Annotated in this window: 13 protein-coding genes; 12 read left to right on the plus strand and 1 reads right to left on the minus strand. The window is 47.7% G+C overall.

What is annotated here, in order from left to right; genetic code table 11:
- Positions 1 to 57 precede the first annotated feature (57 nt).
- The 12 genes from AC1RVX_RS17600 (at position 58) to AC1RVX_RS17655 (ending at position 8,790) form a co-directional block, all read left to right on the plus strand.
- The gene (locus tag AC1RVX_RS17600; RefSeq protein ID WP_493217884.1) at positions 58 to 1,401 is read left to right on the plus strand and encodes a FliI/YscN family ATPase; all 1,344 of its coding nucleotides are present in this window, start codon (positions 58 to 60) and stop codon (positions 1,399 to 1,401) included.
- Positions 1,398 to 1,865, plus strand: a complete 468-nt coding sequence (locus AC1RVX_RS17605) for a hypothetical protein (RefSeq protein WP_493217885.1) — start codon at positions 1,398 to 1,400, stop codon at positions 1,863 to 1,865. The genes AC1RVX_RS17600 and AC1RVX_RS17605 overlap by 4 nt, the downstream gene beginning before the upstream one ends.
- Positions 1,862 to 2,914, plus strand: a complete 1,053-nt coding sequence (locus tag AC1RVX_RS17610) for a hypothetical protein (RefSeq protein WP_493217886.1) — start codon at positions 1,862 to 1,864, stop codon at positions 2,912 to 2,914. The genes AC1RVX_RS17605 and AC1RVX_RS17610 overlap by 4 nt, the downstream gene beginning before the upstream one ends.
- A 1-nt stretch (position 2,915) precedes the next feature.
- Entirely contained in the window at positions 2,916 to 3,317 is a 402-nt protein-coding gene (locus tag AC1RVX_RS17615; protein WP_493217887.1) for a flagellar hook assembly protein FlgD, read from the plus strand.
- Positions 3,318 to 3,340: 23 nt separating this feature from the next.
- Entirely contained in the window at positions 3,341 to 4,513 is a 1,173-nt protein-coding gene (gene flgF, locus AC1RVX_RS17620; RefSeq protein WP_493217888.1) for a flagellar basal-body rod protein FlgF, read from the plus strand.
- A gap of 194 nt (positions 4,514 to 4,707) precedes the next feature.
- The gene (locus tag AC1RVX_RS17625; protein WP_493217889.1) at positions 4,708 to 5,307 is read left to right on the plus strand and encodes a FliM/FliN family flagellar motor switch protein; all 600 of its coding nucleotides are present in this window, start codon (positions 4,708 to 4,710) and stop codon (positions 5,305 to 5,307) included.
- A 42-nt stretch (positions 5,308 to 5,349) separates the two neighbouring features.
- Positions 5,350 to 5,664, plus strand: coding sequence for a FliM/FliN family flagellar motor switch protein (locus tag AC1RVX_RS17630; RefSeq protein ID WP_493217890.1), 315 nt, complete (start codon positions 5,350 to 5,352; stop codon positions 5,662 to 5,664).
- Positions 5,665 to 5,813: 149 nt separating this feature from the next.
- On the plus strand, positions 5,814 to 6,092 hold the full coding sequence (locus AC1RVX_RS17635) for a flagellar biosynthetic protein FliO (protein WP_493217891.1): 279 nt from the start codon (positions 5,814 to 5,816) through the stop codon (positions 6,090 to 6,092).
- Positions 6,085 to 6,864: a flagellar type III secretion system pore protein FliP gene (fliP, locus tag AC1RVX_RS17640; protein ID WP_493217892.1), complete on the plus strand. Its 780-nt coding sequence runs from the start codon at positions 6,085 to 6,087 to the stop codon at positions 6,862 to 6,864. The genes AC1RVX_RS17635 and fliP overlap by 8 nt, the downstream gene beginning before the upstream one ends.
- Positions 6,865 to 6,878: 14 nt before the next feature.
- Entirely contained in the window at positions 6,879 to 7,631 is a 753-nt protein-coding gene (locus AC1RVX_RS17645; RefSeq protein WP_493217893.1) for a sigma-70 family RNA polymerase sigma factor, read from the plus strand.
- A gap of 33 nt (positions 7,632 to 7,664) precedes the next feature.
- Positions 7,665 to 8,087, plus strand: a complete 423-nt coding sequence (locus AC1RVX_RS17650; RefSeq protein WP_493217894.1) for a hypothetical protein — start codon at positions 7,665 to 7,667, stop codon at positions 8,085 to 8,087.
- Positions 8,088 to 8,100: 13 nt separating this feature from the next.
- Positions 8,101 to 8,790 carry a DUF1345 domain-containing protein gene (locus AC1RVX_RS17655; RefSeq protein ID WP_493217895.1) on the plus strand — a complete coding sequence of 230 codons (690 nt, stop codon included), beginning with the start codon at positions 8,101 to 8,103 and terminating at the stop codon, positions 8,788 to 8,790.
- Positions 8,791 to 9,787: 997 nt separating this feature from the next.
- Here AC1RVX_RS17655 and AC1RVX_RS17660 read toward each other — a convergent pair.
- Positions 9,788 to 14,860: a DEAD/DEAH box helicase family protein gene (locus AC1RVX_RS17660; protein ID WP_493217896.1), complete on the minus strand. Its 5,073-nt coding sequence runs from the start codon at positions 14,858 to 14,860 to the stop codon at positions 9,788 to 9,790.
- Between the last annotated feature and the right edge of the window lie 117 nt (positions 14,861 to 14,977).

Genomic DNA, 14,977 nt, shown 5'->3' on the forward strand with positions numbered 1-14,977 from the left:
GACAGCATGCCGTGCTTACGTACCGCTTGTGGTTCTTGAATGGCTGGAGACTGTGTAATGCAAACTGTTCTCGATGCCATCAAAGCAGCTGATTTTATTCAAAAATTAGGTTACGTCCGCCAATTGGCTGGCCTTAGTATTGAGGCAACAGGTCCGGATGTACTGGTTGGTGAAATCTGTGAAATACGTACCCGCTATGGCGACCGTAAATTAAAGGCCGAAGTGGTTGGTTTGCGTGATGGCCGGGTAATGCTGATGCCTTATGGAGAAATTCATGGAATAGGCGTTGGAAGTGAAGTTCTCGCCACCGGGCAGTTACCACGCATTGCAGTTGGCGAACATTTGCTTGGCAGAGTGATTGACGCGTTTGGAGATCCTCTTGACGGTTTACCGTTGGCAACAGCGTCTGAGTACCGCCCCTTGAAAGCAGCCCCTTTGAATCCGCTTTCCAGGCCACGTATTACTGACATTCTGGAGACGGGCGTACGTTGCATAGACGGCATGCTGACCATAGGTAAAGGTCAGCGTGTAGGTATATTTGCCGGTAGTGGGGTAGGGAAAAGTACTTTATTAGGCATGATTGCCCGTCATACCATTGCTGATGTCAATGTGATTGCCTTGATCGGTGAACGTGGCAGGGAAGTACGCGAATTCATTGAAAAGCATCTGGGAGAAGAGGGAATCAAACGATCTGTGGTTGTCGTCGCCACTTCTGACCAACCTGCCTTGGCGCGTGCCCGTGCAGCGTATGCTGCGACGGCCATCGCTGAGTATTTTCGCGATAGCGGCAGACAAGTCATGCTGACCATGGATTCGGTGACCCGATTTGCAATGGCCAAGCGTGAAATTGGTCTGTCCATCGGTGAACCGCCAACGGCGCGGGGATATACCCCTTCCGTTTTTGCGGAAATACCTGAATTGTGTGAACGTTGTGGAACGGCGTCATCTGGTGGTGCAATTACTGCGTTGTATACGGTACTGGTTGAAGGTGATGACTTCAATGAGCCTGTATCTGACATGCTAAGAGCAACTTTGGACGGACATATCATGTTGTCGCGCCGCTTGGCGCAGCAGGGACATTATCCGGCAATCGATGTATTACATAGCGTGAGTCGTTTGTTGGGCGATTTGATTTCTTCTGAGGATCAGATCCTGGTTCATGACGCCCTGGAAAGTATGGCGACTTATGAACGTAATCGTCAGTTGATTGACATGGGTGCGTATCGTGCTGGTAGCAGCACGGAGATTGATCTGGCGATTCAGTTATGGCCAGAGCTGGTGAAGTTTTTACGTCAACGGGATGAAGCCGTGCTTGACCGGCGACAAGTCCTGATGCAACTACGCGCTATCATGGTAAATGCTGGCAAAAATAGAGTGTTGAGTGAAGGTGCATTGCAATGACTAAAGACCGGCGCGGATTCCAATATGCTCTTGACCCTGTGCTCAAGATGACAGAATGGGAAATGAATGATTTGTTTCAGGAGCTGGCAGAACACAATGCCAAAGTGAATGAGCAGCAATTGAAAGTTGACGGACTTAATCAGGCAATCGCCTCTGCGCGGCTGGAATTGATGAAGCAAAGGCAGCATAAAGCCATTATCAATATTGACGCTCAACGTATGGCACATAACTATATGGTGCAAATACAGCATCAGCAAAAGGAAGAAAGTGTACAGTTGCAGCAGCTTGTTGTAACGCGTGATGAAGTACAAGTTAAACTGAATGAAGTCAGGAAATTTGTCGACAACCTGGAAAAAAATAAAGAAGCTGTAGGTAATGAATTTGACCAGGAAGCTGCAAAAAAAGAATATCAATTGTCGGATGACAATTGGCTGCAACGTATGCACTGGAGGAAATCAACGTGACAAAAATTAGCGCATTCTTGCAGTTGCCAGCTGATGTCAGCAAGCGTGACATGTATTCTGGGAAAAATGACCTGGATAGTCAGCATGAAAACTGGTTACGTCAAATGGAATTTTCCATGATGTCTGATTTAAATCAGCATGGTAGTTTTAATGCGTCGGCTATTCAGGCACAAAAGCCTGGAGTGAAATCTGAATCCAGTAATGGAAAGCCAGTATTAGAGCAACCCTATACTCAAGAAAAAACATCGCAAATTAAAAGGGATATTTATCCCGTTGCTCCACAAGCCACGAAGGTTAGCAGTGTTGAAAATGGTAGCACTACCGACAATGTGTCTGAACCTATGGGGCAAGGGCAAATTGGCGGCTTCCATCAGGAAACGCTTGCGCAAACGGTTACAGCCTCCAGCGAAGCAACAACGAGTGCCGAGGCAATGGGCGCAAAGGTAAATAACATGCTTGACGTAACGTCAGGTAGATTTGAACTCAACCAGGAAGGGCTTGCTGTCATCGCATTGCCAACGGGCTCTACTGGAAGTGCTGTTGCCCAGGCTCTTAGAAATACATCGCCTGTGGGTAGGAACAACGCTATTGATCAGATTTCTGCGCAACCGATATTGCCGCGTGCATCTCAATTTTCACGTGACATATCCCGTGCAAACAATCCTGAATACAGTGAAAATCAAGGCGAAGATTTAGATGCTGCGGAAGAAGAAAAGGGCCATGCCACAGAGCTGACAGACGATAAGCAAGTCTGGCAAAAACGCATGATGCATGTAACGACTGAAGAGCAAAATGTTAACGTCTGGATCAGAGACCAGGATATCAGCGCAGAGCAGACTCCACAGCTTATCAAGCAATTGACAAGTGAAATGGCCGAATCTGGATTGCGTCTGAATGGCGCAACGATTAACGGGGAACTTGTTTTCAAATATAAAGATGTTGATACGGAAGATGAAACATCAATATTAAAAAGCGATGAATTTGTACTTTCTTCGGGCGACGAAGAAACCCGCAACGTACCGACTACTTTCATAAAGAAAGCACATTAATATGGCACTCAATAGTGTAAGCACGGTTAGCACGGCAACAACTGGCCAGGCGCATATCAATCAACAGGACTTTCTGAAGATTTTGCTGACGCAACTAAATGCGCAAGATCCTTTGAAGCCAATGGACAATACCGCTTTTGTAGCGCAACTCGCCCAATTCTCTCAGTTGGCGCAGACGCAGGAATTGACTGCCAGTGTGAATCAATTGTTGGCAGTACAAACTGCCGTACAGTCAGTAGGTTTGCTCAACCATGTCGTGAGCATCACCAATAACGGGACGACTGCAACCGGTACTGTTACGGATATTTCTGTCAGTGGAAATGCACCTGTACTGACAATACATCCGACAACAGGACAAGATATTTCTGGTGTCGAACTCAAACAAGTCTTCGATATTCGTTAAAGCCACTTCGGTAAGGAATCATTATGTTGGACTCAATTAAAATTGCAACGACCGGATTGATTGGCTTTTCAAAAGAATTGCAGACGATTAGTAATAACGTCGCCAATCTGAACACTCCTGGATTTAAAGGATCAAACGCTAAATTCAGCAGCTTTTTTTCACACGAAGGTGATAGCGCCAGCGGCGGTCATCAAGGTGGGTCTTCAGGTGGCGGTCTGTCAGTTTTGCCTAGCGTGGTCAATTTTGCTCAAGGGCAGATCAATCAAACTGGCAATGACCTGGATGTTGCGGTTGACGGTAATGGATTTTTTGTATTGCGTGATAGCAAAGGCGAAACTTTCTATACTCGTGATGGTTCATTCAAATTCGACAGCAAGGGTTTTTTGGTTGATGCTGACGGTAACCATGTACAGGCCCTGACAAAACAAGGCGTGTTACAAGATATCAGTATCAACGGTTTAAAAAACAATGCAGCTTCAGCAACCAAGGCAATTCAGTTAACAGGCCGCTTATCAACTGCAGATACAGATAAAGCTGTCGGCGGTGTCATCGTTACTGATGCAGTAGGTGGTACACACACGCTCGCAGTTGATTTTAAAAATAATACTGCTGTAACCCCAGGCAGCTGGCTGGTAACCATCAAGGATGGTAATGATACCGTGGGAACAGGCGAGGTGAAGTTCATCAATGGTGCATTAGACCCTGCGAACAGCTCAGTTACTTTTACCTATTCACCTGCAGGTGTTGCCCCTCTCTCACTTACCATGACTCTTGATTCCAGCACCACCAGTGCAGCGACGGGGGCGTCAACACTGGCTGTTGCAAGTATTGATGGTTTTGCGCAGGGCGACATGTCCAAGACCAGTTTTGATGGAGAAGGCAACCTGGTTGTCACCTACACGAATGGCCAGACATCAAAAAATCAGACCCTGGCATTGGCTAATTTTAGTTCTACTGACCACCTGATTGCCATTAGTGGAAATAAATTCAAGAGTACGAACCAGCAAGATGTCTCGTTGGGTGTGGCAAGCAGTAATTTGAGTACCATTGACGGCGGATCATTAGAAGGGTCTAACGTAGATTTGTCCAAAGAATTTAGCGCAATCATTATTACGCAACGTGGCTATCAGGCATCTTCAGAATTGATTAGTACAGCAAATCAAATGCTGGATACCTTACTGCATATGAAAGGCTAAGTGAGTTAGTGAATGTATCTCCGTATTTATTGTTAAAGAAGAGTGTTGCTAAAGCGATTTCTGCGCAAGTTGAGGCCTGTCTGGAAAACTGGGCAAGCGCTTGGGAAATGCCCCTGAAAAATTCGGCCACTTGCTTACCCGCAAGTCAGTATAAAAATGATTTTTTCCTGGATGCCACCTGGGGGCAGCGGCATTTGCAAAATGGTAGCACCGCCTGGTTCCAGATTTCTGAAGCATTGAGTCGAAACTTGGAGCAATCTGCATTTGGCCTTCACAATGCAGATGCTACCGTCGAAAGAAATAAAAGCTCTGCGTTTGCCAGCAAAGTAATCGCTGAAGCGCTGGATGAACTGATCGACACTATCATAAGTACTATTTGTCAGCTAAGTATCCAGCCAGAATCGGCAGTCTTTCCTCCACCTGCACATTTATTCAAACCTGGATCAGGTGCGGTTATTTGTGAGATAAGTATTGGTGAACATACGCTGCGCGTACTGTTGCCTGCTGCAGCAATACTCCAAGGCGGGAAAGCACAAACGACACGGCCAAAGCTGGGGCTGACTTCCTTGCATGAAGCTTTGAAAAAAATACCTGTGAACTTGCATGTAGAGGTAAGTGATGCCGAATTGACGTTAGGATACTTGAGTACCCTGGCAATTGGGGACGTCTTGAAGCTGCCAAATAAACTTGACCAGGCTTTGAGAGTAATGACTGGTGACAATACTACGGTATGCCACGCCCACCTTGGTAGTAAAGCTGGTGCGCTCGCTATTGAAGTCATCAAACCTCATTGATACGAATGATAAGAAGTACCGTAGAGTAAATAGGAAACAAAAATGAATTCTTCAACACATACCATCGAACTGTCAGAGTTAAATGCGCATGTGCCAGGTCAATCTTTATTGAATGGCAATCTGAACGTAGTCCAGGGCGTAAAAGTCAAACTCTCGATCAGGGTAGGGGAGACAGAGGTCAGTATAGGCGAGCTCATGTCCATGCGTGAAAATCATATTCTGAAATTAAATACAGCTGTTGATGCACCTGTTGATGTCTTATTGGATGGTAATGTGGTTGCCAGAGGTGTATTGGTTGCTGTCGATGACAATTTTGGCGTGCAAATTTCTGAGTTACCACAATCGGACAAGAAGTAATGTTTCGTTACTTGATGCAAGCAAGGTATCTGCATTTTTTCTTTGCATTCGGAATTGTTTTCGGTGCGGGACCAGCTGTGGGCCAAACGCTGGCCTCTACACCGCATACAAGTATCCCGTTCAAACAAGACAAGCAATCGAATGACACGATGGCATATCAAAGTATTGCTGCTTTATTCCTCGCGTCCTGCGCAGCATATGGCATTGTGCTGGGTCTGAAACGATATAGAGACAAAATGGGTGGAGGGGCTAAGTCTTCACGCAGGTTGAGAACTGTCGAAGCCATACGCCTGGGAAAAACAAGCATGTTGTATGTCGTTGAATATAATGGGGAAGAATTGTTGATTGCAGAAAGCACGCACGGCTTGCAATTGCTCAATAGTCACCCTGTCAAGCCTCAGGAAGAAAGTGTGGCGAGTGATGTTTAATTCCCGGCTCTCGCAAAGTTTGAAAGTCACCTTCGTTTTATTGGCTTTATTTACGGTTTCTCAAAGTATGGCTGCTGCCAATGGAAGTGTTTTCTCACTACCCGGCGTAGATGTGCGTGTTGCAAATGACATTTCGCAAACGTCACAAGTGTCTGCAGCCTTGAAGGTACTGTTAGGACTAACGGTCCTGAGTCTGGCGCCAGCCTTATTGGTATCTGTCACTTCATTTATTCGTATTATTGTTGTTCTGTCGATGATGCGTCATGCCATTGGCATGCCTGAAACTCCTCCTAATACGGTACTCATCAGTTTGGCTTTGTTCTTGACTTTGTTTACGATGTCACCAGTGATAACGCAGGTAAATCAAAATGCTTTTCAGCCATTTATGGATGGAAAGATGGCTGCTGGGCCGGCATTTGAAAATGGGCTAAAACCCATTCGGGAATTCATGGTTCGTCAAACACGTGAGCAAGATCTGCAGCTCATGGTGGAAATCGCCAAAAGTCCGGAACCTAAGACAATTGACGATATTTCAACGGTGCAGTTAATACCTGCGTTTATGTTATCCGAATTGCGGTCCGCATTTCAAATTGGTTTCGTCATTTTTCTACCATTCGTTTTAATCGACTTGATAGTTTCCACCATCTTAATGTCCCTGGGCATGATGATGGTGCCTCCAGTATCGATCTCTTTGCCATTGAAAATACTGATGTTTGTATTGATTGACGGTTGGAATATCGTCGTACGTGCCTTGCTTGGTACTTTTCAATAGCGTAGTTTAGCCACGTGTCGAATATAGACCAACCGCAAAAATACAACTCGACTACCCCGACAGCAGAAGCCAGTTTGTGGAAGCGCATGCAACATGGGGATGACTTGGCGCGCCAGCAACTGATAGAAAACTATTTGCCGTTTGCGCGCATACTTGCAGCCAGGCTTTTTGCAAAACGGATGGATAACGATATCGATTTTGCAGATTATATGCAGCTTGCCAGTTTAGGTCTGATACAGGCAGTGGATCAGTTTGACCATGCCAAAGGAATCTTGTTTGCTACATTTTCCTCCCATCGTATCAACGGTTCAGTTCTGAATGGCCTGGGGTCGATGACCGAAAAGCATGAGCAAATTTCGACTCAAAGACGACTACGTGATGAACGAAGTTTGTCAGTAAAGGCCGTCATTTCCGAACCTGAATTTGATGCTTTTCAGCAATTGGCCGAAATCGCTGTTAGTTTTGCTTTAGGGTATATGTTAGACAACCCTTACGTTTATCATCACGTTGATGCATCCATTGAAGATAGCGTTTACGGTGGTTTAGAATTAAAACAGCTGTGCGAAAAGGTGAGGGCGCTTATTGACCGTTTGCCGCATAAAGAGCGAATAGTCATTAAATCCCACTACCTCAATCATCTGCCCTTCAACGTTATCGCTGAGACTTTGCAACTGACCAGGGGCAGAATTGCGCAATTACATAAAAAAGCTCTGAAACTATTGCATAAGGCCATTCGGAATTCTGAATTGCGTGATGTAGTATTGTAAGACTGGCCGCGTCGCTTTTAAAAGGAAACACCAATGGTAGGAATAAATAGCGTAAATCAAATTGTTGCCTTGATGCGTACTCAGATGGCGAATAAAGTTAGCCCCGGGGAAAAGCTTTCAAATACAACTAAAGGGGAGCAAGCTAAAAAAAAGAGCTCTCAAGCATCGTCTGAAGCGTCAGAGAAAATTGAAAAGATGATTTCCCTGCGAATTAAGAGCATCAACCCTGACGATCCTAAAAAGGGTAAAAAAGCCTTTAGAATATTTTTGGAATCTGTTTTGCTTAGCGAATTAGGTGAAAATTTAATTAATGACCCTGCTTTTTATCGGATGGTGAACGATATCCAGACTGCAATGGAAACAGATCCACAAATTTCACCTGTTATAGACAAGGCAGTTGCTGATCTGCTCGGAAAAAACTCTGCATCAGCAGCCGACGGTAAAACCAGTATTTAAGAAACATGCGCAAATGACAAACACCTCCTTGCAACGATCTGCGCAATTCAATCCAATCCGCTTGGTCCTTGCGCGGCCGAGGCTCTTCATCAGTGCGTTAATTGGTGTTGTAACAGTTCTATTTCTACCAATATCACTTGCCCAGCACACAATTACAAGATTGATTGTAGGCTGGAATGTAGGTGCAATTCTGTATTTGATACTCGCCGTTAGAATGATGTTTTGGTCGAGTCATGAGCGCATGCGCAAGCGTGCGATGGAACAAAATGAAGGCCGATTGATCATATTAAGTTCGGTTGTCATTGCAGCACTGATGTCAATTGGTGCCATCGTTGCAGAGTTAGGAGTGGTAAAAGAAATGCACGGTCAATTGCGTTATGCTCATATTGCATTGGCTGTACTTACGATTTTGTCTTCCTGGACATTTACTCAATTGATGTTCGCGCTGCACTACGCGCATGATTTTTATGCGGCTGAAGCACGTGGCAATTCGGGTGGGTTGGAGTTCCCAGGCGGACACGCTCCAGATTACGGTGATTTTTTATATTTTGCGTGTGTCATTGGTACTTCAGGACAGACCGCAGATGTCAGTTTTACTTGCCGTTTTATGCGAAGAATTGGCGCCATTCATTGCGTGCTAGCGTTTTTCTTCAACACCACGGTGTTAGCTTTAACAATCAATATTGCTTCCGGATTGTTTTGAAATTTAGGTTGTATCCAGTTAACGTGCTGCCGACCAGTGAGAAGAGCAAAGTTTGCCCATTTGCAAAGGCGAGTATCGACCGATTTACGGCCGAATTCAGCACCTTTTGCAGCCATCTTAATGCCACCCTTAATTTCGCATAATTTATATTATGTTAAATAGACTGCGTAAGTGGACAATGCAAAAACTAGAAAATATGGCCTCCACAAGATCGTTCGCATATCTTTCACTGTTTTATTTGCGCATTTTGCACAGATTCCATAATGCGGGAACTTTTCGAGTTATGCGTGAAATGTGCAATTTTGCTTAAGTTTCGCAGAAAATGGGCAGCCCTCCAAAATATCCGTTCATTTGAACAAAGTTGTTCTTCCCCTTGCTGTCGCAGTTACTTTACGAAACCCAATGGCGAATCTTTGAGTTGCCAGCTGTATCTATTACGATTACAACGCTTTGGGCTGCTCTGGTCACGGCGACGTAAAAAGTTAGCCGACAAGAAACCGAGGCTCGCAGCGACAACATTATGAGGTCTATGTGAAATCACAGAAAAAGCGTAAAGTGCCACGAAAGTTGAGACTGGATTTGGTAGAGAACGGACTTATTAACAGAAAATTGTCGCGCAGCTTGAGATTGATTGTCGCAATAGTTGAGATTTTTTTCATTTCTGTCAGATAAAATGAGATTTTCTAGATTTCGTACTTTTAGGTATTTATGGGTTCGTTTCCTTGCAAAATTTCTTACGTAATTTAATCCACCTTCTACTTTCTGGCGAACACTGTTACACAAGGAATATCTACCCTCAAAGGGGTATTCAAAACCAATTCTGTATCATATAAATAATATCCAGCAAAAAACTTGAAATTACAAGTGGCTAGCATAAATCCGTTTGCAGCAAACTCTTGAAATTTCAGGCTTATTGCCAAAACAGCTGTAACTCGTATTTTTTATCGGGCAACGATACCTACTTGCTCAAGAAGCAAACAAAAGCAACAACGCATTACTATGACGCTCGCCCTGCCCGTTCAGCCGGACTTGCCGCAAGATAGTCCCTTAATTGGAAGGCTAGAGAAGAACCAGCATCTATCAGACGGTCAAGTATGTCAAGCGTTGCCCTACGAAGGGTGACATCTCGAATGAGTATCTCTCGATGGTCATGTACGGCTACTCGGCAGACGGTCTCTGCATACCAAAGAGTGTTGCCGTCATCAAAGAGATCGGCTGGCGCTCGATCGAGAGCATCGCGCAGTTGGGGAAGTGCAGATGGCACTGACCGTATCCTACCTACCCCGGCCATCAGCCTCAGTATATTCTCCATTGCGGGTCGGCTATCGCCCGCAATAGTTATGCAATTGCCTATGTAGTTAGGATAAGACTGGAACAGCGGCAGGTCACTCCAAGTCTTGGGCCATGACATCGAGCAAAACAACAAGGTCCGAAGTACTTTCTCAAACTGGCAGTAAGACCGCTTCGATTGAGTCCTCAGTGACTCATCAGGAAGAATCTTCGCAACCGCTCGTTTCCACACTTGCCAAAAAGCGTCGCCGTTTGCAAACTCCTGCTTCATGCATTCACTTAGCGTTGAATCCAGTACTCTTTCACTTAAATCTGGCGCGTGCTCCAGACAATAGTCAAGGAGCTCAAATAGTGAAGACTGGTCAGTAGGCTGTGCAAGCAACTCCACTGCAAACAAGTCTCCAACCTCCCAGTAAACCTCATAGTCAACGTAGTCAGAATCGCTCTCTCCTATGTTGGGGTTACCTTCCTGATCTGCCATGAGACGAATAAGTGCGGTGAGCGCCTGAACTCGCCAAGTACCAGTTGTTTCGCTGCGAGCTGCGTCTATTGCAATCGCCCATTCCTTGACTGCAGTCAAGCTCGTGGGCATAGCGCGCGCGCATGGTTTCATCTCGCGCAAGGATGCAAGTAACGCTTTGACCGTGGCTGCTCGCGCCTCATCGACGAAATCAAGACCCCACCTGGGAGGTCGTTTGCTGGTAATGTCTAGCGCCTCAGCATACTGAGAGAGAGCTGATGTCAGCACGTCAGCCAGTAAAGGTTGCCCTGGCCTTAAAACATCTGAGATGGCGTTGGCGGTAGCCAGCCTTACGCTCCAGGCTGGCTCTGTGACAAAATTAGCCAGGCCCTCGGCCATCTTCGGGAGCTGTGGGTCTACGCTAGCAAGCAGTATCAATGTTTGGGCGCGGATATCACCCGCCATGGCTCTGTGGTGCAACCAAGCATCCTTATCTTCTAGCTGCGCAGAAATATCAAGCAAATGAGTTCTGGCCCACTGTAGAGCTTTAGAGAGGTCGTATGGCCACCGCTGAATTAAGGCGCAGGCAAGTTCATCTTCCAAGCCGATGAGCATGACACTTTCTTGTCCTTGGAACTCAGTACTCAGTTGGAAAAATTCGTTGTAAGGCTCATTAGGTGATTTGAAGCTCTCGACCCAACTGGGGTCTGCGATAGATTCGCGGTCTAATATTGCCTTTACCCAAAGCTGCACTGTGGCTAGTCGGTTTAGGAGTTGCATGCGAGCGTCAGCCTGATCACTGACTTGCTTCAGTTCGGGTTCAAGGTTTGCAATTTCCAAAGTTCTTAGATTTCCGTCGCCTGCCCGATTACCAAACTGTAGCCCACGAGCATCCATGCGCTTGAGCGTCATTCGCCAACCGTCAGAGACCTCTGCAGAAGTAGCTACGACAGCTAAGTGCCCATCAAGGATTGCAAAGATGGAGTCCCGTAGGTCCGGTCGGTTGAATTGCAACTGCAGCATCAGACCTTCCAGGCTGTGCCGTCTGTGCGGAAGCTGGTTGCTCGCTAGGCGCTCGTTCTGCCGTTCACTATCCAAGCCATCATGCCCGCCACGAATGGCAAGGGAGTTGATTTCCTGCCGACTTCGCGCCATGTCATCAGCAAAGAACTCATGGCACTTAAAGATCGAGAGCATTTTCTCGGTCACAAGATTCGGGTGCGCCATCAACACCCCGGCCATGAGCCCTGTCGTGAAGCTTGACTCGCCAATGTCCAAGATAAATTCAATCGCCCGAGTCGTGAATTCTTGCTGATCTTTTGCCTCGATCAGCAGACGCTCTTCTAGTGACATTAGGGCGCAATTTATGAGGTAGCTAGTGACAGAGTGGCCACGGTAGGTAGTCCAAAAGCAGGAGTGATGGATATGACGACGGCCGTTGGGACTAAACTCTGGCGGTAAGATGGTTACACTGTCTGGCTGTGCCTTTGCGAAAGCGTTGGCTGCATGATTGCACAGCTCGACCACAAACCGTAAACTCTTCGTGTAAGAATAGAGCAAGAGCCAGCGAAACGGACCTTGTAGCACAGATGGGGGGAAGAACTCACGAGCCGCCCGATCACTGAGTCCAAGATCGGGTTCCCAACCACCCATTCCAAATTGACGTCGGGTTCGCGGCCCAGCCTCGGTATACAGTTTCCAGAACACTTTACGCACCAAGTCTGGAGTGAAGTAACTGGGTTTCTTGCTGTTCTTGAAATTAATCAGATATTCCAAACGCTCTTCTGAATAGAAATCTCGGCTATCGGGCTTTTGGTCAACGCGCTTTAGTAATGCTTCGACAAACTCCGTGAACCGCGTCGTCTCTGCGCCGCAGGAGTTGATCAACACCCCATAGAAGCGCTTCCCGACAGATTGTTCGCGGTACCAAGTCTCGTTGTCGCGTAAACAGTGGTACTCAGCAATATTGAACACATCGCGTACTCTTTGTGAAGGTCGGTACCAATCATCATCGTGCGCGATAGCATCCTCTGCAAACTGGACGACCCAGGAGTGATTCTCCACAGGCAAAGCAGGAAAGGCTTTTGTGATCAACCTGACCATCACGTCCCAGCCTTTGCCCACAGGGGTGCCCATTGCAATGCGAGAGATGATCTCGTTATTCGCAAGGTCACCTGCCAAGTGTGAGTAGTCGATGGACGTCGGGCCTTTGCAAGCAACCCGCAACTGGTGACTCAGGCGCTTCAAAAGATTCGCGTTGTCAAACGACACGCGGCTGCCAAGCTTTGAAACCAAATCCTCCACTCGGTCGGATCGCAGCAGACCTATGGCTACCTCATCGCGCCACAACTGGGCAATTTCTGATTCTTGCTCTAACGCTGCTTCGAGTAAAGCGTAGGCGTCAGCGTCTCCTTCAGCAGACCGCTGTGCCGTCCATGTGCGCAGAGCTCGCCTCATACCTGCGTGCGTCCCCAACTTGGCAAAGAGGGCTTCCCAGTCGCGCTCAGCCGAGCCAACCTCTCGCTCAATCCGAAAGAAGAGCGACCAGTCCTCCAGGACATCATGTGCTGGGGCCACTCGGTCAACGGCGTCCTTTATCAGTACTGTGTCATGTAGAAGAGACGCCACCGCTTCTGCATCGGCTGGCGCCTCAACAAATTGGGCGAAGCGCTCGGTGCGTTGGTAGCACACCTGGTCGAAGACTGTTTTCCTGCGCACTGCCATACCTGAGGGTAACCCCTTACTAGGAGCAATGCGCTCAGTCCAAAGCATGCGCCGCAAGTCGTTTCCCGATATAGCCGGCAGCGCTGCACCACCAGCGATGAAGTCGAAAGCAAGTCGTAGATAGTATGGTGCACGCAGCACCTCGCGCACACCAACATCTTTGGCTACAACTTCTTCCAGAGTGCTGCCTGTTACCGCAGCAGAGATCTCCGCGTCTGAGAGTGGCGGTATGTCGACAACCTGACCGGAAAAGCTGGCTAGGAAATTTGTGAAAAGTGGGTTGAGAGCATAGGAGCGCGTCGTGATGCATAGCTTCGCCCCTGTATTCTGCCGGACCAGCCCCAGCAATTCCTCTAGTGCCCCCGGGTTTCTCGCCTCGAGTACCTTTTCGAGCGAGTCGATGATAATAGTAGGCGTACCTCCGCGCAGGAGGCTCGCAATTGTTAACATCGGATGGGACACCCCGGTGAGTGACTGTACCGCCGCCAAACTCGGCGCATCGAGCTCATCGGCACGGAAGAAGAACAGCGGACCAGATTCGCGCAAGAGAGGCGCAAGGGATGCCATCACAGCAGATTTTCCTACACCAGGTCCTCCGGTGACGATGGCAAGTTGCCGTTCCTCCAGGCTTGCCAGCACACGAGCGACACATTCACCGCGTGGTATGTGGATGTCATTGGGCAGTGTCGTGGGGATGAGCGAGCACTGAAGGCGTGCTCTTTCGCTGAAATTCTCGGCGATGCTGCCAAGGCCCCGCCGAGGGCGCAGGCGACTAATGGCTTCCTGTAGGCCAGTTTTGGCAGTGGATGCCCAAGTTGCTCTGGTAACAGTGCCTGCGGTAACGCCTTGTTCAAAGACGTAAGAGAACAGTCCATCCCAAACGAGCTCGCCGGAGTCTCCCGACTCACCGGATGTCAACAGAGCTTGGACAAGACTGAGTTCTTGCGAGGAATCGGTGCCGAGGTCATGTATGTCAACACGAAGACGGCGGAGTAACTGGAAGACTAGCTCTTCAGTGTATTTGTCCGCAAGAATGCTCTTCGAGACCTCCTTGAAGGTGCCCCAAACCTCATTGTGCTTGTGGCTAAGGAGTTTTGGTGTATTGAGCTTCAGAAGGAAGTCGGCCAGGTCTGCAGAAGCACGGGATAGCTCGCACAGCCGCTTGGCAGCTTGATTGGCAGCGGTAGCTGGGGCAATCGTAGCGAGGACAAGCACGTCACACGAACGGTCGAACGGACTGCCCTCGATACCAAGGAAATCCCGCCAAGTACCTTGCAACCCTTCGACAAATTCATCGTTGCTGACTGTTGCGTTGAGTCCCCGCTTGCACTGAATCAGTTGAAGATGCGTGCAATTATTGTTTCTTACCCTGCAGTAAATATCATCAGTGTGTGCGCCAGCGTAGCGCGCCTCGAATCGAAGCGCTTCGACGCGGCTACCGTGCAGGCTAAAAGCCGTTGGCAACCCGGTGAGCATATTGGCCAAATAGAGCGCCCCTACTCGGGATTGGAATACTCCCCCGCCGCCGCCAGTGGCGATTGGGCTTGCGACTTTGGTACCCTGTAATGGTTCGCGTTTTTCTTCTTTGTTGTTCATCGTTGAATGGCCCCAGTGCCTCCTGAGTACGAATGTATCCAAATTCTTTTGTTGGCTACTGGCCCTTACGGTGAAAAGCAAGGAGCTTTTATTTTCCCACGAACTAAAAGCCAGTCA

It is taken from the genome of Undibacterium sp. GW821-FHT11B02, from assembly GCF_058808955.1.